This window comes from Legionella stuttgartensis (assembly GCF_977063405.2).
This window is the reverse complement of sequence record NZ_CDRUHA020000022.1, coordinates 392,908-413,933: the sequence shown is the minus strand read 5'-3', so window position 1 is coordinate 413,933 and position 21,026 is coordinate 392,908. Positions and strand designations below refer to the sequence as shown.

Sequence of the window (21,026 nt, the reverse complement as noted above, 5' to 3'; positions counted from 1 at the left end):
TTCCTGAAGAGGGGGGCTTATGCTTACAAAAACGTCTTAAATTCTATTATGAATTGGATCCTAGCGGATTTGTAGTATCTATACATTTCCTGTGGTATTATTTGCGCTCAAAGATCAAAAGATGATATCTATGCAAGAAAAAAGAACACCACCCAGGATGCTAACAGTTAATAAAAAAACGGATCATTTTTTTGTTTCAATTAACAAACAAGGGCCGCATTCTTTTGTAATGCTGGGAGTGTATCACCAAAATAAAGTCCGTCATTTACTTTGTCGTGTAGGTAAGTTTGGTAATACTGGTGCCATAAAATGTGACTTCCATTTGAAGGCTCATTTACCTGTTGATCTTAGACAATATAAAGGGAGTTATATCTATTGCAATAATGATAACTCTCATGAGAAAAAACTGTATTACATTAAATCAGGATGTGACCTTCATTTACTATCTGTCTTACCTGATAATCTTAAAAAATACAAAGAAAGTTATCTTTATTGTAAAAATGGAAACATTAAAAAGTTATATTATATTAAGTCAGACGGAACATCTGAAGAAGTAACAATTAATTGCTTTCAACAACTTGAGAATAATTTAAAAAAAATTAAACAGAGAAGAGATAACCAATGGCATCTCACTACTGAGGAAGTTCACTCGTGCATTACAGCAAATGGAAAACACAACCTGGGGATCGTTGAAGAAGTTAAAATAGCTGATTTTCATCAACTTGATGAGGATATAGATAAAATTAATCCGCAAAAGGCTAGCCGGTTACATCTTAGCGGTAAGCAAGTTGAGGAAATGATCGAATCAAATGGTGGTCACACTCAGGATATGGAACCAGATTATTCCATGCAAATGGGTTTTTTGTGCAATGCGCTTTTTTTCGCTAACAAGGGCGTATTGATGGACGAAAGAATCTGGCGCGAAAATAATAGAAGCACTAAAATTACTTATCAAGCTTATGATATTACATATGAGCAATATGTAGAGTTTGTGCAAGTATTAGAAGCCTCACAGTCATTGTATAACAAATATAGATGTTACAAACCAAATGCAACAACTGATGATGAAGTCACATTAAAATTGGGTAGCGAGAAAGTTTTACCTCCCCTCGATGTAACTCAAATTAAAACAAATAATATCGATGCAAATAGAATAAAAGGTAGTGTTAAGAAGTTGCATATTGGTAATACATGCAGGCATTCAGCAATAGCGCTTGTTGAGGCAACCCAGCATGCACCGGTATCTTCTAAGGTTTCTTCTACCTTTTTCATGGACTTACCTTATGAAACAACGTTGGAATTTGGCACGCCAAGCGAGGATATCCCTTTTTATGTGCTTCCACAGCCCCCAACAGCGTTTTTTGAATCAGATAAGATAAAGAAGAAAGTAATTACAAAACTATATGAGAGAATGGAGAATATGCTACTTCTTGAGCCATACTCCTCTGATACTCAGAAAAAATTTTTGCGATTGAAAGAGTTATATTTAGAAATAGTTGGACCAAATAAGAATTTATCGCTTAATCAATTGCTTAAAGAAATTAAGTCTTGGAAAGATCAACATGTAGATACCTTAAAGGTTTTAAGAAAAACATATTTTTGGGATAATCTCCCTTTTATCCACAGACAATCGTCTACGATGAAACTAATCACTGAAATAGAAGCAGAGCTTGAGAGGAATCAAACGCTGACACCAGATTGCTAGGGCATTTTATTTGTAGGTGTTCTATTGTGAACCTAAAAAGCATATCATAGCCCCTGATAATTGACGATTAATCAAAGGAGTGGATATGAAACTTTATTATGCTAAATCAGCATGCTCATTAGCTGTACGTATTGTTCTTAATGAATTAGGTCGTAATTTTCAAGATGAAGAAGTTGATTTAAAAGCAAAAAAAACAAAATCCGACGAAAATTATCTATCCATTAATCCTAAAGGTGCAGTGCCAGCACTTCGCCTAGATAATGGGGACTTACTTACGGAAAATCAGGTCATTTTACAATATTTGGCGGATATCACTCCGGGTCAAACCCTGCTACCTTCAGTGGGAGATTTAAAAAGATATCATACTCTTGAATGGCTCAATTTTGTTGCTACTGAATTACATAAGACATTAGGAATGTTTTTCAATCCTAATCTTAATGAAGAAACAAAAAATATGTTTATGTCGGTAATTAATACGAAATTAAAGTTTGTTAATGAACATCTTGCAAAAGGACCTTATTTAATGGGCAAGGATTTTACATTGCCAGATGTTTATTTATTTGTCATACTTCGCTGGACTCATTATTTTAAAATGGATCTTTCAGCGTATAAACATGTAGAGCAATTCATAAAAGTTGTTGCAGAGCGTCCAGCTGTGGTGACTTCGCTGCAACAGGAACAATTATAATAAGTACTTATCCTATATTAAGAACGTTCGTATTTTGCATTTTTGTGTTTTATCGGTATCGATCCGAACGTTCTTCAATTGTTACTCAGGGATAAGATAATTACCCACTGTAATTATTTTTGGAAGTAAAATATGCCTATAAAACCTACTTTTCAGGGTGGAATAGATCTAAATTTTTCGTCACAAAGTAAATTTGAACCCCTTGAAGGAGTGGCCCAACACAAGCAAGCTTCTATTATTGCCCGCAATGCCGTACGATTTTTAATGATGGGCTGGACGGAACAGTGGACTGAGTTTTTAACCACATCAGTGGCTCAAGCTATTTTTGTAAAACGTGATCCTGAATTAGTAAGAGAATTACGTTTTGCTTTTCAACAAGGTTTTTTAGAGCTTTTTGAGCAATTAAGAAATAAACAGTTAACTAAAGAGCAAGAAGAACAAGTTCATCTTTATTTGAGTAATTGCTTAACATTACTTCCTTATGGCGATTTAACTCCCTATGAGTCAATCAAAATTCCTCAATGTATTGATGGAAATTGGGAGCTTGTCGAGTATCAAGTTAAGCCCATTGAATTAACAGAACGCTCAGGATGGCGACGCTTCTTTATCCATGATGCCGATCGCGTTTTTGCTTATGGACTGGAACCTCTTTTTCAAAAAAAAGCCGAGTCGCATTTAATCTTTATGGGAACAACTTACCCAGCAGGGCAAGGCTTCTTATCTCAGATTAATACGGACTCGAATGGTTTTGAAACAGTTGGTGAATCTCTTTACATAATGGGTCGGAAGAGAATTCACGAATGGCTGAATACACAAAAAAATAAAATACATGTGTGCGGGGTTAGTTTAGGAGGGTCTTTAAGTTTATTGCTTGCTATCGATAAAGGAGAGTATAAACTCTCACGCGTTGACGCATTAAACCCCGCAGGACTTCATGATTTCAAACGAAAGTATGATTATTGGGATGAGTTAACCGATAAACCATTGGTTGTCGTGCAAAAGCAAGGTAATGATCCGGTTTCAGCTTTTGGGATCTGGAAGGATGATTGGTATATTATTCAAGTAATCCCTCCAAATGATAAAAAGGGTCCTAATTGTTTTTATGATCATTTTTTAAATTACGCTGGATTTGCAGATACAAAATTCGTTTATATTGACGCGGAAGAAGATAATGTTAAACGAAAAACACGTAATTTTTGGCTTTATAATGTCGGTAGGAGCTTAATTTACGGCCTATTCTTACTTCCTTATACTTATTTGGTTCGTCCACTTTTTTATTTTTTCGCGCAAAACTGGAAAATTACTGTACCAGTTTTAGGCGTTTTAGTTTGTGCCCCTCTTACAGTTACTGGTGTTTTACCCCTACTTGCTTTTGTGGGCATAGTTGGCAGTATATTGGCTGGTATTTTTATATCCTCTTGTTTTTTTTCTAAAAATGGCATTTCAAAAGCGCCGTCAGCCCAAGCTGAGCTCGTAGAAAAAGAAGGGCTTGCTAAACTACATGATCCATCTCTTGCTCGTAACCCGACTATGGATATTTATAATGATAGTAATGCAGTGGAAGTAGGTTTGACTTACCAACAAATCCATACTTATTATAATGTAATGCGTCGTCTTGTAAAAAATAAGCATTCTTTGCCGAGCGAAGAAAAGAAAAGCAAACATATTGATGGAGTTACCAAAAAATCCCTACTCCAAGAATGCTCAGATTCCAAAAAACACGATTTAGTATTGCCGCTTAAAGTGACTCGAGCCAAAGCAGCTCATATTCGCCATACTCTTACTTTAGTGGAACAAATGGGAATTGAGAATGAAAAATTAAAGCCAAGTTTAGAAAAATGCTACACTGAGTATTGCATTGGCAAGCACACATAGCTGAATTTGCTCTTACACTTCTTTGTACCAGGTATATCATTCAATGATTATTAGGAATAAGGAGATAAGTTTTGACAGAAGGAACTGTTTTTAAAGGGGGTTTAGAACTAAAGTTTTTTGACCAACAAGAGTTTGAATCTCTTGAGGGTGTCGACCGTTCTGAACAAACCCCTATTTTAGCGCGAAATATATTGCGTTTTTTCACTATGGGGTGGACAGAATCCTGGACTCAATTTTTAACCCCGACTGTTTTGTATTCGTTTTTTCTTCAACGCGATACTGATTTATTAAGAGAAGTTCGTTTTGCCATGCAACAAGGATTTTTGGAACTCTTTAACCAATTGCAAGGTAAAGACTTAAGTTCGGATGAGGGGGAACAAGTACAGCTTTTTTTAAGTAATTGTTTGTCTATGCTTCCTTATGGTGATTTAACTCCTTATGAATCTATTTCCATCCCCCAATGTATTGATGGTCATTGGGACTTGGTTGAATACCAAGTTACTCCAATTGAATTAACAGAGCGACATTGGTGGAAGAATTTTTTTACCTATGATAATGATCGTGTTTTTGCTTATGGGCTTAAGCCAATTTTTCATGAGAATGCAGAATCCCATTTAATTTTTATGGGTACTACTTATCCTGCAGGCCAAGGTTTTCTTACTCAAGTAAAGACTGACTCTAAGGGGTTTGAAACGGTTGGTCTCTCTTTATATCGTAGTGGGCGCGAGCGAATTAGAGCGTGGTTAAACCAACAGAAAAACGCTATTCATGTATGTGGGGTCAGTCTGGGGGGCGCTTTAAGTTTATTACTTGCCATTGATAAAGGAAATTATAAGCTATCACGTGTGGATGCATTAAATCCTCCTGGGCTTTATGATCCTCTATTTAGAACTGGTTATGATCATTGGGATGAATTAAAAGACAAACCCCGGGTGGTAGTGCAAAAACAAGGTAATGATCCTGTTTCGGCTTTTGGAGTTTGGAAAAAGGATTGGGAGATTCTTCAGGTTGTACCCCCTCAAGATAAACAAGGTCCTAATGCTTTTTTTGATCACTGTTTAAATTATGCAGGATTTGCTGATACTGAGTTTCGATATATTTCTGCAGAAGCTGATAATTATCAACGTAAAACACATCATCTTTTATTGAATGCGATTGTGAGATCCTTTATTTATTATTACGTGTTGGTTCCTTACACGTATGCAGTTCGTCCATTTGGATATTATATGTTGAACAAGTTGCTTCCTGAAAGCTCTGGGACTCTATCATCCAAGAACATCACTGGATTAGCCCAAATACATGATCCTTCTCTTCTTAGAAATTCTTCAATGGATATGTATCATGAAAATAATATGGTTGAAATCGAACTTACTTATCAACAAATAAATACTTATTATCGAATAACACGTTGCTTGATAAAGGATAAAAACTTTTTATCCAGAAAAGAAAAGGAAAGTAGACACGTTCAAGGAATTACAAAACAAACTTTACTAGCTGAAAGTGATGATACTAAAAATGCTCATTTACAGGTCTCTTTTAAGGCAACCAAGGCTAAAGCATCCCATATATTCCATACTTTAAGTTTGGTTCACCAATTGGGATTGGATAATAAAGAGAAATTGAAATCTATATTAGAGAAACACTACGAAACATATCGTTTAGGTAAGCAGTAACTATTAGATAGTATCTATGCTTTACCGTTAGGGTATCCCCCACATTTGGCGAACATATTTAGGGTAAATCATTCGTTAAAAACGAAAAATCAGGTGAGCGGCGATCGAATAAAGAAATGGGTAATATGCGTCTGCTGGGTTAAGCTGCGATTCTCCATAACCAGCAGTAAAGCTACCAGCAATTTCACCCATAATTCGCTCAGTAAAATTATAATTTACACCCACACTAAAAGCCGGTCCTGGTCGCCAATCATCAACAACTATATCTTTGCGATGCACACCGGCCACTCCTGCACCAGAAAAAATTTTCATCTGGGAATGAGGAATAGGGACCATAAGTTTTCCCATCAAAGTTAGGGTCTCAGTTTGAGATGCTAACGTTTCTAAACCATCATGCTCGAAACTGAACAAACTTATAGGATCGAAAAAAACATTTGCTTCAGGAAAGTGCGTGTAGTTTACTTCAATTGCAAAATATCGAGTAAACTCGTATCCAGCCAGTACACCCCAAACACTTCCACCTTCCTCAACATCTATAGGTGTGGATAACATCAGGGCAACATTTTGATTTTCCTTAGTAGGAACCAAACCAGTCCATGTAGTTGAGCCAAACCCTCCAATTGCACCAATATAAAAAGGGTGGTGGGGAAGATTCTCTGTTTCGGCCAGACAATAAGACGTAGAAAGAAATAAGAATGAGAATAAAAATAATTTAGATTTTTTATTACGCACAATAATTACTCTACCAAGATTCCTTTGATCATTAGCATTTTGTTGGGCCGTAGCCCAACCTTAATCATTTTATAACTCTAATTTAATATAAATTACTGACAGGGTTTTTTGGTAGAACTACATATTCTGCCTCGAGAATCAGAGCCTCCCAGACGATAACAATTCCAGTTATCAAGACAATCTTGTTTTGTCGTATAGGGTTGAGCTGCACAAGCTTTATCCAATGAGCCATAGACACTCACCATACGTGCATAAAGCATGTTCATATCTTGGCACATACCAGAAGGCAAACCTGAAGAAGTACAATAGCAGGTTGCAACTTTCTTAAATGAGGAACAAAAATTTACATCATTAGTAGGAACAGCATTCCCACAAGAACTACCATAAGAAAAAGCAGAGAAACTGAGTAAGCACATTAAACCCGCAAAAAATCCTCGTATCATTTTTTAACATCCTCTATTTAACTCGAAATTCTATGCAAGTTACTGTATCAGAAAATTAATCTGGCTGCAAAAGACATCGGTATTAATATTTGATTTTTAATGCTATGAATATTGAAAACTCCAAAAATATTTCTGATTTCATTACTTATGAAAGCAATTGTTCCTCCTGTTCATATTTGAGCGAGGCTTCGTGTACATTTTTTTCAACTGCTACTGAATTCATAATTTGAATTGCTTCCAGAGCAATTTTTTCACGAAATTCGGGTTTTAGATTGGCGGAAATAACTAGGTGGTGAACATTTTGATTGTCATCTCGAATAAAACTGGCTTCGAAAATATGATCAATAGATAGCAAATCATCATTACTATTTGTGATTTGTTTTGTATTCAAACCAAATAATTTTAAGTTTTTATTAGGCGGGTCAATAAAATTAGTTCGTATGTTGAGGTTAATAACAAATTTGGTATTTCGCTTAAATGAAATCATGTGGCTACCACATCGCTTTAGAATCTTACGATAAATGGAAGGTATTTTGAGTAGTTTTACATAAAGCGGAGTAATTAAATGGGTAATTAATTTTTCAAGTATATTGGGTTTAAGAGAACTTATGGAGCACAGTTTTATTAAATTTGAACAGTGCTGATAGCTACTGGTGTCAATCATCGCATTACGTATTTGTTGGGATAGGCCAGTCAAAGTTGCGTTGTCATCAAGAATAATTTTAGTCGGTTCAATTCTAAGGAAACAGCCAATTGTATTATCATAAATTGAGTTGTCGCGTGTTGATTGAATAATATTCATGAACGTATAAGGCGTTTCGCTTTTATAGCTGCCACAGCAATTCCGTAATGCCAACGCAAGTACAGCGCCTAATGCGTTATTAATACTAATATGATTTAGTTCGCAAAAAAGCTTGAGATGATTTAAGGAGTCCTCTGGTATGACCGAGTACGTTGAATAAGGAACCTGTGCAGCTTGCATATCATGAATTATATGTTCTTCAGGAAAAGTAAATAAATGGGTATCACTGAGATACTTTTCCCAAAATGAAATGTCTTCCTCCATGTGCATTTTCATTGTGGTTCGCTCATTAAAAATATGTTCTTTAAAGTGTGAATCCGGTTCAATTTCATCAAGTCTTAAGTGAGTGTATTGTTCATAAAAATGAGATAGCTCAGCGAATAAAATATCAGTGCAGTGATCATCTGAAATGAGATGCGGTATACAAATTTGCAATTCGGATTCGTTCTCATGTAAGTAAAATAATTTGCCAATAATTAAAGCGGTTTTTTTCGGCCACGGATAAAAATCAATTAATTGTGTCATTGAATCTTGCAATTCTTGCTCACTTTTTTGTGAAGAAAGCGTACTAAGATCAGTAGCTTCCAGTCTGAACGACCAATTTTTTTGTGTTTTTTGAGCGGGTTTTAATTTGAAGATTTGATAAGTTAATGTTTCATGCTTTTTTAAAATCGCATGAAAAGCAAATTCTAAAGCCTGTTCATTTAAGTGACCTCTGAGTCGCTTTCTGGCGACAATATTTAACTTTTGGGCTCGGGGTTCAAATGTGTTCGACATCCAAAGTAAAAACTGAAAATCACTCAGAGGAAGATTACTTACTTTATGATAACTAGGGATTTTATTTGTTCGTTTTTTCTTGTTCTTTTTTGTATTCTTAATGATGGGGACTAATGTTGCAATGTTTGTGGCTTTATAAAAGTCATGTAGGTTGATATTTCTGTTTAGCTCACCATTTATTTTTGAAATGATACGTGCTGCTGATAAGGAGTGTCCCCCCAAATCAAAAAAATCATCATGAATGCCAATGAGCTGAACGCCCAATTCATCGGACCAGATTTGCGCAAGCTTTTTTTCTAGTGCCGTAACTGGCTCAACATAATTATGGCTTGCAGTTAACAAAGGTACTGGCAATGCAGTCTTATCCAACTTCCCATTCATGTTCATGGGAAATGCATCCACTTGTACAAAAACTGTAGGAACCATATAGTCTGGTAAATTTTTTTGTAAATACTGACGTATTTGATTCGCATTTAAAGTGGCATCAAAATCCTTCTGGATGTAGTAGGCTACTAGTCGTTGTTCACCCAAAGCGTCTTTTTGAGCAAGTAATGCAACTTCTTTAATACCTGGATGACTCATCATGTATTTTTCTATCTCGCTTGGCTCAATACGATATCCACGTATTTTGACTTGCTCGTCAATTCGTCCCAGATATTCAATTGTTCCATCAGGACGCTTTTTGCATAAATCACCTGTTTTATATAAACGAATGTTATTTGTTGTAATAAATTGTTGTTGCGTAAGTTTGGGTTGATTTAAGTAACCACGAGCCAGACAAGCTCCACCGATAAATAGTTCACCTACTTCGCCATCGGGCACAAGTTGATTATTGGCATCGAGAATGAAGCAACTCATATTATTGCCAGCAATGCCAATAGGAACATTCGTATCCAGATGGGTACAGTTCAAATGAGTTACTTTATAAGTTGAGACAGCGACTGTTGCTTCAGTTGGTCCATATTCGTTAAATAGAACGTGATTAGGGTATGATGCAAGCCAAGATTGGCATTCAACAGAAGATAAATTTTCTCCTCCGAGAACAATAGAATGCAACTGTGGCAATATTATGAAATTATTTTTTGCTTCATGCAAAAGCACTTTAAAGTAACTTGGAGTTAACTTCATAATGTTAATGCGTGATTTTGCTAGATAATGCAAATACGAGCGAACTTCCTTCTTAGTCATCTCTTCGCAAAGAACCACAGTTAACCCAAGCATTAATGGAACAATGGTAGTCGTGACTGACATATCAAAAATAGGGTTTGCAGAAAAATCGATTCGTTGTTGGGGTTTGCATTGGGTATAGTTAGCAAACCACTGACAGTAATTGACGACAGAGCGGTGTTCAATCAATACGCCTTTCGGGGTTCCAGTAGTGCCTGATGTATAAATTATATATGCTAAATGCTCTGGATCATTAGTTGAAGAGGGATTATGCGTTGCTTGTTTGTTGATAACCTTATCATCGATGTCCAATACAATTAGAGTGCCCTGGTATGGTTTAAATTTATCTTTGAATATAGATTTAGTAATTAAATGCGATGCTTGGCTATCATGAAGTAAAAATAATAAACGTTCTTCGGGTTGGGATGCATCTATAGGTAAATAAGCACCGCCTGCTTTTAAAATGGCTATAAGCGTAATAAGAAAATCAAATGAACGCTCTAAACAAAGCGCAATAGGGGTGTCCGGCTTTAAGCCCGAGTTTTGTAAATAATGAGCGAGTTGATTTGCTCTTTGATTTAGCTCGCTATAAGTCAGTTTTTCATTCCCTTTTAGAACGGCAACATGATTAGGGAAATGATGTGCATGCTCTTCAAATAAGGCTTGTATTATTTTCTTATTCGCCATTTTTTATCCTAAATTCGGCAGTTAAGGAATAGTTTAAAACTAAAATTTCATGCTGAATTTGAGCGTCTTATCGTTATATTTTATTTATGATGAAGTGTTCACCGCTTCAAATATTATTTGAATTACTTCATCTACTATAATTAAAAAACCTTTAAATTCAGTATAGTAGACGGTTTTGGTATATTCAAATTAGCATTTAGGATTATAATTTAGGCAGAATTCGATCCAGCCATTTAGGTAGATACCATACCCAGTTTTTGAAGATGGCCATGGTTGCTGGGACTAAAAAGCTTCGTATTAAAAAGGCATCGACGAAAATAGCAACTGCAATGCCTAGCCCAAATGCTTTGACCATTAAGACATCTGCTATCAAAAACGAGCAGCTAATCACAATAACAATCAGTGCAGCACTGGTAATAATACGACTGCTTTTTTCAATCCCAAAAATAATACTTTTGTTGTTATCTTTAGTTAATTGATGCGCTTCTTTGATTCGAGAGAGCAAAAATACTTCATAGTCCATCGAAAAACCAAACAGAGCACAAAATATAATTACCAATAAACTGATGTCGAGCATTTCTTGTGGTTGGAAGTTAAGGATGCTGGATAAATATCCATGCTGGAACACAAAAACCAATGCGCCATATGAGGCACATAGACTTAATAAAGTCATTATAATTGCTTTCAAAGGCAAGAATAGAGATCTTAATAATAAAAGCAGTATCAGATAAGAAAATACAATAATCCATATGATGGCATAAGGTAGATAACGATAAATGCTGTGTAGTACATCAATGTTACTCACCGTTACCCCAGTAAGTTGTACTTTTAATCCTGATCCTAATTTTATATCCTGTAATTCACTTACCAGTTTTTTAGTTTCTTGTGAATTAACTGGATACTTGCTAATTACATTAATGACTGCCAAATGTTTGGTTGTTGTCGTATCCAATAGTTGTTTGACCTGTGGGTCAAGTAGTTTTTTATTCAAATGATAAAGAGTGTAATATTGATTCTTTTTTAGGTCGGAATTGCTACTTATAATACCATTGACCTCTTTGACGCGTGGATTATCTTTCAATTTCTGGACCAAATTATATATTTTGGACAAGTTATGACGCGATAAGATGGATGAAGAGGGGGATTCAATCACCAAGATTATAGGGCTTAATTGTTCAATCTGAAATTTCTTTGCATAGTTGTCATAAAAAGCACGATTTGCTGATTTCTCCGGGAAAATACGATAGTCTGATATGCCAAATTTTGCCTCTAAGAATGGATATCCAAGCACTAATAAAAAAATAAGAATAGGAAAGAAAAAATAGTAAGGATGATGAACAACTCGCTCCGCAAGCCATCGCCAGGAACTGGAATGATTTTTGTTTTTAAATATTATGTGTACTGACATAAAATTAATTTTTGATTTCAATACGGCAAGAATCGCAGGGAGGAATATAGTAGAGATTAATACCGCAAAAAATACAGCAGCCAAGCCACCCACAGCAACTGAGAAAAGAATGTTGACCGGGAATAAAAATAAAGCACTGAGGCTTACAAAAACGGCTAAACCACTAAAAAAAATCGCTTTGCCAGCAGTTTCTTGAGTTGTTGCTATCGCTTCCTCAATATTTAGTCCGTTCTTTAACTCATCTCTAAATCGATTAATAAAAAACAATGAATAATCAAGGCAAAGACACAGACCGAGCAATAAAGCGATGTTAATGGTGAAAATAGAAAGTGTGAATAAATGCCCAAAGAAATAAAGAGTGGTCAGGATGATTATCGCACATCCGCCACCCAGAATAATTGGAAGGGTAGCAGCGACTACCGATCCAAATACAAGAATTAAGGTGATAATCGCTATCGGGGTGGCGACAATATCAGCTTTATAAAGGTCAGTTTGTGTTTGTTGGTTCACATTTTCTACGAAAAGCGGCTCACCTCCAATCCACATCGTCATATTGCTCGGTTTTTTTATAGATTCTTTAAACTGCTTTAATAGATCATTACTAAGCGGCTTATTGCTCTTGATGATCACTCCAACATAAGCTGTATGTTTATCTTTGGAAATTTGATGTGTACCATCAGGGTAAATTATTTTGTGTTTAATTGGAAAATCTTTTAAATCAGACAATGATTTTTTAATTTTCTCTTTAAATTTATGCTGCGTCGCTAAAAGTTTTTTGCTGTGGTACATGATAAGAAATTTATTTTTATCATTATACCCCAACTGTTTATTCATATACTCTTCGGCACGGGCACTTTGAGAACTCTCATCCACAAAACCAGTCGTTTTAAACGGAGTAATAATGTGCGGTAAAAAGGGAATGCAGAGTAAAATTGCAAGCAACCATAAACCTATTATTGGCCATCGAAGCTTATTTATAAATCTTCCTAATCGATACGACAGTGCTTTTTTTTGCATATTTATCGTCGAAACTCCAAGTTCCGGAAACTCATAAAATATAATGACTCTTTAAATATATTAGTATAAATTAGACATTATGTGTAAATTAATGAGTGAAAAGCTGTTTGTGCATCAATATCAGGATTTAATAACTCTTTTTGATCAATGCTTCGGCAAAGAATTTAATACCAAGCTCGTTAAAGGTGATGATGAACCAATCTATTTACCTGCGAATGAAGAACATTCCTATAACGCGTTATATTTTGCTCATGGTTTTTTTAGCAGCGCGTTGCATGAGTGTTCTCATTGGCTTATTGCTGGAGAAGAGCGCAGAAAACAAGTAGATTTCGGATATTGGTATATGCCTGATGGGCGTAGTGCAGAGCAACAAGCTTTATTTCAACAGGTTGAAGTAAAGCCACAAGCAATAGAGTGGATTCTTTCAAAAGCTGCCGGGCATAAATTTCATATCAGTATTGATAATTTAAATGGCGCAGAGTCGGATACTGTTGCTTTTAAACAAGCGGTTTATAAACAAGTACTTCATTATTGTCAGCATGGATTATCACCACGTGCACAAAAATTTCATGATGCTCTAAGTACCTTTTATGGGCAATCAAAAGTTTTAAGGATTGAGGATTTTTCTTTAGAAGAACTATGAGTTTCGTATAGAACCCATATAGACAGGCCTCAATGAAGCGGACTTGGAAATGTGAGGCAAATTAAACCTGGGTTAAGATTTGGCTTTCACCCAGGCTACGCATCAATGATGTAATACAACACCTAAAGTCCAATCCAGGTTTTGTGCTGAAGGAACATAATTTACCTGTTGACTGGCTGTTAAACCATAACCCTCTACCATCAATGCATAATAAAATGCAGGTAAGAGACAATATGACTCAATGTATTCATTGTTTGGGAACTGATTACTGAGACTTTCCCATTGTTGATGACAAATCAGATTATTTGCTTGTTGAAACAAATCTTGAATAGTCAATTGATTGTTTTGAAATTGAAACGGTTTGCTTTCTGCAAGATTTGGAAAACCGCCAATGGCATACCATGAGCTGATATGACTCGCTGAAAGAATAGGCTGTACTTCTTTTTTGACCTTATGCATTTTAATTAAAGGAGATACCTCATGCTCACAAAGTAAGGCATCACCTTGTCCAGAACGTCCGTCCGAAAGTGGGTAACCTTCTGAAAAGCAAGAAGCAGTATCTAGAAGTTGATGGGCCATTTCGTTTTGTCCAAGTCCTAAGAAACTGTGGACGGATAAATTGATGTGTTGGCCGTAAAGATCCAATTCAACTTGTGTTCCTTTCTCTTCAGTATTTTTTTGTATTGGAAATACAATTTGTACTGAAGCTCCGCCAATATCCATAACTCCTACGGGCGTACTAGAGGCCGATTTGAGTGCGCCTATATGATAATTTACAGCAAGCCAGTCGTATAATGCTTCATCATGTCCAGTAATGGTTTTGGCATCTATAAGCTGCCATGCAGATTGCTGGTTAAACCATTTTTGTACTTCCTGATAGTAAATTTTTTGTTTGGTTTGTGGTACAAGACGCATTCCTGCTGTTGCATAAAAGTAAACAGGAATATGCTGTGCTGGAGCTCCGGAGAAAAGGGTAGTGAGGTATGCATCTATAGTATTTTGGTTTGCTTCAATCGTAGCAAATCCAGGTTTGATCTTTTTGGACCATATTTCTGCAATACCGAATGGGGTATTGGTTTCATCAAGATCATAAGCAAAAATATGAAGTCTTGAGCCGGTACTCCCTGCATCTACAACGGCGATGCATTGATGTTCAGTACAGACAGCAGAATCAGCATAACCATCATTAACTATTACAAAAAGACAGGAGATAAAGAGCAAAAATCGAAACATAGTTAAAAATCTCAATAAAAAGTGAACAAATGATACATTATGTATCTTTTGTTTTCAATATGATATTATGTCGAAAAAATGATACACTATTTTTTATATTTTCATGCAGGTGAATATACCTCCATGCTTTCTGGTTGGATTAATAATCTAACCTGCTTTATTTAAGTCAGTTTTTTCAGGCAGTATCATAATGATAAATCAAGAATATCGTGGTTCTATCTATGCCATTTTATCCGGATTCCTGTATGGTTTTATTGGTTATTTTGGTTTGAGTGCGATTAATGGCAACCTATCCGCCAGCACAATGTTATTTTGGCGCTTTTTAATTTCTAGCATGATTATTTTGCTTATTATGCTGCCCAAAATAAAAAAGAGAACCGATTCATATAAAAATATATGTATTGCCTTTTTAACAGGTGCTTTTTTTTACGGTATATCAACCTGGCTATATTTTTTAGCCTCTCAATACATAGGTTCTGGATTGGCGATGGTTATCTTTTTTACTTATCCAGTCCTGATTATGTTGCTCAACTATTTCTTTTATGAGCAGTCTATTCCGCACGTTTATTATTTCGCTATTCTAGTTATTTTAATTGGTATGGTGCTTATGGTGGACTTCAATGCATTGTCGTTTAACTTATGGGGCATTCTGTTAGGCGTTGCTTCTGCTTTCTTTTATGCGTGTTATGTGATCGGCAGTAAACGAAATGAGCTCTCTCCAAATATGTCTACTTTTATGGTCTGTTTGGGATGCATGGTAACCAGTTTAATTGTTTCTCTTTTTAATCACTCCTTTTCAATTCCGTCTTCTATGGATGTTTGGTATCATCTTTTTGGAATTTCAATTATTGCAACTGTAGCTCCTATTATTTTGTTGTTGTACAGCTTGAAATACATCAGTTCAGAAAAAGCCTCCATTTTATCTGTTTTAGAACCCGTGTTTGTGGTCATTTTTGGAGTATTTCTCTTAGGTGAAGAAGTGAGTCTGTGGGGCCTTGCGGGAGTTATTTTGGTATTAACTGGTGCACTTATTACTTTATTTAGCCATAGAATTAATTTTGGCCAATTGAAATTTCAGCTTATGCGACGCAGCGAAGATGTTGGGTAGTATTGGTTGGAAAGTGAAACGGTCTTATTAAGATACTTAGTTTCGCCAGGATGATGGTGTTGCCGTAAACCGGGAAAATCTGCGAGAGACCCCGGGTTACGACACATACTGCAGTTGTCGGATATTTTTAATACCAACTTCCATTGCAACCACCGCAGCCCCCACAATCACTCGCACAAGTTCCACAACATGGGTTACCGTTAGAACAGTTGACTAAGAACCCAGTTGAACACACTAGGATTACAGCCAGTATTATTTTTTTCATTACCTATCCTTGTTATGGTATGTATATTAACTATACTCTACGATTTTAAGTTTAACCAATTATTCAAGTTTCCTGACCTTTTAACTATTCTCAATTTGAGAAAAAATAAGCCAACAAACTTTAATCCCCTGCAATTTGTAACCATTGCAATTTCCATAAATTATAAATAAATATTTGATTTTGTGTAGTATTTAAATGAGTCGTAAGTACTTTGTGGGTTAAGAAACGATTATTTGCTACATAGCTTAGTAAATCGTGTGAGACACCATTAATTTCCCATTCACAGCCATTAATATACAGTTGGTATTCGGATTGTTCATCTGGACTTTGATAAGCAAAACGACATGAGGCATCTCTCGTAAGATTTAATCCTGTTTTTAATTCGTTAATAAAACTTGATAAATCAATTAATTCATCTTCCTCTAAGGGTAAAGGTAATTGATGCTCTGCTTGTTGATCCAACTGTGTTGCAAAGCATCCAAACCATGATTTCATTATTGTTTCATCACTGATTAATTGTTGTAATAGTCTTTGCGCGTTTTGCCAGGCGGGGCGAGTGATTTCAGAGGTATTGTGTAAATGAGACCAGTCTGGATCTTGATATAATGTTTTGAATGTATCTTTTTCAGCTAAATATTCACCAAGGCTATCTAATAACTCTTGTCCTTGATAGCTACGGTAACCAAAAGAATAAGTCATGCAGTCTTGTGTAAGTGAAATTCCATGGTGCCCCACATGTGGAGGGAGATATAACATATCTCCCTCTTCGAGAATGATGCGCTCTTCGACATCAAATTGCTCCATGATACGAAGTTCAAGATCTTTGAGGTAATTCTCATTATTGCATCTTTTAGTGGTAAGAAACCATTCTCGACGCCCTACACCCTGATATAAAAAAACATCATAATTATCGTAATGAGGTCCAACGCTACCATGAAGTGCAGCATAACTAATCATGATATCGTCGATGCGCCATTGAGGAATAAAATCGAAATGCTCAAGCAACGCATAAACTTCAGGAATTAATCGGTCTACTCCTTGAACGAGCAAAGTCCAATGTGTTGGGGGGAGAATGTTGAAATCATGTTCAGAGAATGGGCCGCGCTTTAAATGCCAATGTGGCTTTTCATGGGGAGTTTCAAAAACCAAACGACTTTCAACATCTTCTTCAAGAGCGAGACCAGCTAACTCATCGGGAGATAAGGGATTAATAAATTCTGGCAATGCATTGCGAATTACTAACGGTTTTTTTTGCCAATATTCACTAAGAAACGTTTCTAAAGAAATTTGCTGAAAATTAATCATGCGTAGTTAATACTCCTGTTCGCCATGTAATTTGGTGTAACCTGGATGCCTTTTAATTTGATTGTAGAATGCGTTCTAATTCACCTTTTGCTTGTCGTGAGAAACTAATTAAATCGCTTTCTTTTTCAAAAAAATCAAAGGATTGAACTAATGTTGTTTCATCGTGTTTTTTGAAGGCTGTCGCTTTTTTCTGAATGTCCTCGTGATTATATCCTAGGAATTTCATGACCTCCTGGGTCATAGTCAAAGAAGAATCAAATAATTCTCTAATAAAATAATCCACGCCTACTCGATGTAATTCATAAGCATGGCGCCGATTACGGGCTCTGGCATAAATTTTTAAATGGGGAAAATGTTGTTTGGCTAACTTCACGATCTTTAGATTAGCTTCTACATTTCCCACGGCGACTATCAGCAGTTTTGCGTGTTCTGCCCCTGCACTTTTTAACATATCCAATCGGCTTGCATCTCCGAAATATCCGACATAACCAAATTTTCTGAGCAGCTCAATTTGCTCCGGATTTTTTTCCAATACGGTCATTTTTATATTTTCACCGTTAAGCAAGCGGCCAATGATTTGACCAAAACGTCCATAACCTGCAAGAATAATCCCATTTTTTTCATTAAACGAATCGTATTCACGTTCAGGTAAAAAACTTAGAAATTTGGGTATGACAAATCGATGATAAAAAAGCATTAAAAAGGGAGTTGCAAGCATGGATAATGCGACAACTAGAGTAAAAAAGGCTGCGCTTTCTTGATTGATTACCTTGGTCACGCCCGCATATTCAAAGAGCACGAAGGCAAATTCACTTCCTTGCGATAGAGCAAAAGCAAAACCTAAGCTTTGTAATTTAGTTAAATCAAAGAAACGTCCCAACAGAAACAAAATAAATGCTTTGCAGGTAATTAAGGAAAGCACAGCAACAATAATCAGCAGGGCTTTATTAGAAAAAAGAGAGAAATTCATCCCCATTCCTACAGAGATAAAGAACAATCCAAGTAAAATCCCTTTAAAAGGTTGAATATCTGCATCAACCGCATGTTTGTATTGAGAGTTAGCCAATACAACACCAGCAATAAAGGCGCCTAAAGCAGGAGAGACGCCTATAGATTCCATTAATAAAGTAACGCCTACTACTAAAGCAAGAGAAAAGGCGGTGAATACTTCGCGTAAATTGGTTTTGGCAATAATTGAAAACAAGTGTCTGGATAGGTAATGGCCCACTAAAATAACCACTCCAATTACTCCAGTCACCAAAATTGCATGTAACCATCGGGGAAGATTCATTATAAATGCTGTTTCGTGATTGATTTTTATATTTGCATGTTGCTCGAGTAAGGGAATAATGATTAAGATCGGGATGACTGCAATATCTTGGAATAATAAAACAGCGAAAGAGGTTTCACCTTCTGCTGTTTTGAGTAAGTTTTTTTCTTGCAGCATCTGCAAGACAAGAGCTGTTGATGAAAGCGACAAAGCCATACTTACTGCTAAAGTTGCTCGCCAATCAAAACCAATGAGAAGTCCAATGGCAGTTAAGATGCTTGTAGTTAAGAGTACTTGTAACCCCCCTAGGCCTACAATGATTTTTCGAAGTTTCCATAACATGGCCGGTTCCAATTCCAAACCAATAAGAAACAACATCATAATCACGCCAAATTCACCAAAATTCATAATTTGTTGCGAGTTTCCTATCAGTTTTAATCCAAAAGGACCAATAAGAATGCCCACGGTAAGATAGCCAAGAACTGAGCCCAATTTGAAACGACTGGCAATAGGAACCATAATGCTGGCGGCGGCAAGAAAGATGAAGATATTAAGCATTAAGTGACCATTCATATTTTTAACTCTAATTGTTATTTATCATGACAATTCTTAAATTTTTTACCACTACCACAAGGGCAGGGGGCATTCCGGGCAACTTTGGGTTTTCTGATTTTCTCTAAACTGTGTTTGTGTACTCCACTGACATAGAACCAACGGTCATTTTCCCTGTGAAATTCACTTACCTCATGAATAATTTGTACTTTATTACCCTCGGAATAACGTGCTGCAAATTCAACAAAACTTTTATCAGGAGCTGGTGTATTTGTATTCAACACGTCCAAACTAATCCAGGTTACACTTTTAGCCCATAGATCCGCTTCAAATTCATTAAAGCCTATTAAGGCTTTGCCTTTCATTGTATTTTTGATGTAATCAATATTGCCCATACTGTATGCAGTATATCGTGACCGCATCAATTGCTCCGGAGTTTCTGGGTGTTGTTTTTTCTCAAGGTATAAACCACAACATAATTCATATTTATTTTGTGATCCACAAGGACAAAGTGACATGGTATGATCCAGCAGCTAAAAGTAAAAATTGGGTTTTTTGAATTATATTCGATGTAGCATGAAATTTTTACTAAATTACACATTATTTAAGGTAAAAATAATGAATTCCTATTTATTTACACAAAACATTGAGCAAATTGACCACCAAAAGAGTGTTAATCTATTAGAAGCAGGCAAGGTTTTGTTTTTTCCAGAATATTTTTTTGCTCCTGTGGACGCGCTTTTATTATCTGAAAATGTCTTGGATGGTAGTCGTAAAAATGTAAGTTACGATATTCGTAATAAAAAGTTAAGCGCTTTTAACAAAGATATTGGTAATCTGGATGGTAAACTGAGGGATATGATGCATGGTTATGCAGAATTTGCCCATCAATTAATTCAGACTACTCTTCCTTCTTACGCACCTCATTTGCAATGGGGAAGGACCAGTTTCAGGCCTGCACAAATTAACGGTCGTGTTTCTTCAAAACGTAAAGATGATACGCGTTTGCATGTGGATTCCTTTTCGGCCAGTCCCGTCCATGGCTTAAGAATTTTACGGGTTTTTTGTAATATCAATCCTAGTGAACCTCGAGTTTGGAATCTTGGTGAGCCATTTGAAAATGTTCTTAATCGGTTTGCACCTAAAATCGCACCCTACAGTAAAATAAAAGCCAAAATGCTGAAGTGGGTTAAAGCAACAAAAACTTTAAGACCTCCCTACGATCATTACATGCTGCATTTACATGATACGATGAAGCTGGATGATAGTTATCAGGCAAATGTTGAGAAGATGCAAATTGATTTTCCGGCTAAAAGTACCTGGATAGTCTTTACCGATCATGTGTCGCATGCAGCATTGAGTGGTCAGCATTTGTTAGAACAAACGTTCTACTTGCCTGTCGATAAAATGACAACGCCTGATTACTCACCATTAAATCAATGGCAGAAAATTAGACCTGAGATAAGATCTTATTAGTGGTATCGCGGTGTAATGTGCATTATTTATTATTAGATATGCCATTACACTAATGAAGTGTTAAGGACTTTTCACCCACAGGTTTAAAATAAAATCATCAACTTCTACTATCTCGCCAAACAGTCGCCGCTTTTTTGACAATTGTTTTTTAGCTATGTAATTATACAAAATGCCATGGAATGGCACGTGTGAAGTCACAA

General features: G+C 36.1%; 15 protein-coding genes. 7 read left to right on the top strand and 8 right to left on the bottom strand.

All coding sequences use genetic code 11. The annotated features are described in order from the left end of the window. Positions 1 to 130: 130 nt before the first annotated feature. From ACWTEW_RS07465 to ACWTEW_RS07450, 4 genes are all read left to right on the top strand, one after another. On the top strand, positions 131 to 1,705 hold the full coding sequence (locus tag ACWTEW_RS07465; protein ID WP_454781286.1) for a hypothetical protein: 1,575 nt from the start codon (positions 131 to 133) through the stop codon (positions 1,703 to 1,705). Positions 1,706 to 1,790: 85 nt separating this feature from the next. Next, positions 1,791 to 2,393 carry a glutathione transferase GstA gene (gene gstA / locus ACWTEW_RS07460; RefSeq protein ID WP_454781070.1) on the top strand — a complete coding sequence of 201 codons (603 nt, stop codon included), beginning with the start codon at positions 1,791 to 1,793 and terminating at the stop codon, positions 2,391 to 2,393. Between the two features lie 132 nt (positions 2,394 to 2,525). Continuing rightward, positions 2,526 to 4,268, top strand: a complete 1,743-nt coding sequence (locus ACWTEW_RS07455; protein WP_454781069.1) for a hypothetical protein — start codon at positions 2,526 to 2,528, stop codon at positions 4,266 to 4,268. Between the two features lie 71 nt (positions 4,269 to 4,339). Continuing rightward, positions 4,340 to 5,941: a hypothetical protein gene (locus ACWTEW_RS07450; RefSeq protein WP_454781068.1), complete on the top strand. Its 1,602-nt coding sequence runs from the start codon at positions 4,340 to 4,342 to the stop codon at positions 5,939 to 5,941. A gap of 75 nt (positions 5,942 to 6,016) precedes the next feature. On the opposite strand, the gene ACWTEW_RS07445 is transcribed toward ACWTEW_RS07450, so the two are convergent. The 4 genes from ACWTEW_RS07445 to ACWTEW_RS07430 all read right to left on the bottom strand — a co-directional run bounded on the left by ACWTEW_RS07445 (position 6,017) and on the right by ACWTEW_RS07430 (position 12,974). Continuing rightward, entirely contained in the window at positions 6,017 to 6,673 is a 657-nt protein-coding gene (locus tag ACWTEW_RS07445; RefSeq protein WP_454781067.1) for a hypothetical protein, read from the bottom strand. A 92-nt stretch (positions 6,674 to 6,765) separates the two neighbouring features. Next, positions 6,766 to 7,116, bottom strand: coding sequence for a hypothetical protein (locus tag ACWTEW_RS07440; protein ID WP_454781066.1), 351 nt, complete (start codon positions 7,114 to 7,116; stop codon positions 6,766 to 6,768). Between the two features lie 145 nt (positions 7,117 to 7,261). Further along, positions 7,262 to 10,549: a non-ribosomal peptide synthetase gene (locus ACWTEW_RS07435; RefSeq protein ID WP_454781065.1), complete on the bottom strand. Its 3,288-nt coding sequence runs from the start codon at positions 10,547 to 10,549 to the stop codon at positions 7,262 to 7,264. A gap of 202 nt (positions 10,550 to 10,751) precedes the next feature. After that, complete coding sequence (locus ACWTEW_RS07430) at positions 10,752 to 12,974, bottom strand: MMPL family transporter (protein ID WP_454781064.1); 2,223 nt, start codon at positions 12,972 to 12,974, stop codon at positions 10,752 to 10,754. Between the two features lie 109 nt (positions 12,975 to 13,083). Here ACWTEW_RS07430 and ACWTEW_RS07425 point away from each other — a divergent pair, with 109 nt between their 5' ends. Beyond that, positions 13,084 to 13,617 carry an elongation factor P hydroxylase gene (locus tag ACWTEW_RS07425; RefSeq protein ID WP_454781279.1) on the top strand — a complete coding sequence of 178 codons (534 nt, stop codon included), beginning with the start codon at positions 13,084 to 13,086 and terminating at the stop codon, positions 13,615 to 13,617. Positions 13,618 to 13,719: 102 nt separating this feature from the next. Here the strand turns inward: ACWTEW_RS07425 and ACWTEW_RS07420 are convergent, their stop codons facing one another. Beyond that, entirely contained in the window at positions 13,720 to 14,850 is a 1,131-nt protein-coding gene (locus ACWTEW_RS07420) for a multidrug DMT transporter permease (protein WP_454781063.1), read from the bottom strand. 190 nt (positions 14,851 to 15,040) lie between these two features. Between ACWTEW_RS07420 and ACWTEW_RS07415 the strand changes: the two genes are divergently transcribed. Further along, the gene (locus ACWTEW_RS07415) at positions 15,041 to 15,958 is read left to right on the top strand and encodes a DMT family transporter (protein WP_454781062.1); all 918 of its coding nucleotides are present in this window, start codon (positions 15,041 to 15,043) and stop codon (positions 15,956 to 15,958) included. Between the two features lie 385 nt (positions 15,959 to 16,343). Here ACWTEW_RS07415 and ACWTEW_RS07410 read toward each other — a convergent pair whose 3' ends face one another. From ACWTEW_RS07410 to ACWTEW_RS07400, 3 genes are read right to left on the bottom strand one after another with little or no spacing between them, the layout of a single operon-like run. Beyond that, positions 16,344 to 17,528 (bottom strand): JmjC domain-containing protein, encoded by a 1,185-nt coding sequence (locus ACWTEW_RS07410; RefSeq protein WP_454781061.1) that lies wholly within the window; start codon positions 17,526 to 17,528, stop codon positions 16,344 to 16,346. 52 nt (positions 17,529 to 17,580) lie between these two features. Continuing rightward, positions 17,581 to 19,371 (bottom strand): monovalent cation:proton antiporter-2 (CPA2) family protein, encoded by a 1,791-nt coding sequence (locus ACWTEW_RS07405; RefSeq protein WP_454781060.1) that lies wholly within the window; start codon positions 19,369 to 19,371, stop codon positions 17,581 to 17,583. Between the two features lie 17 nt (positions 19,372 to 19,388). Next, positions 19,389 to 19,868 (bottom strand): YchJ family protein, encoded by a 480-nt coding sequence (locus ACWTEW_RS07400; protein ID WP_454781059.1) that lies wholly within the window; start codon positions 19,866 to 19,868, stop codon positions 19,389 to 19,391. Positions 19,869 to 19,968: 100 nt separating this feature from the next. Here ACWTEW_RS07400 and kdoO point away from each other — a divergent pair, with 100 nt between their 5' ends. Then, positions 19,969 to 20,826 (top strand): Kdo hydroxylase KdoO, encoded by an 858-nt coding sequence (gene kdoO, locus ACWTEW_RS07395; RefSeq protein WP_454781058.1) that lies wholly within the window; start codon positions 19,969 to 19,971, stop codon positions 20,824 to 20,826. The last annotated feature ends 200 nt before the right edge of the window (positions 20,827 to 21,026 follow it).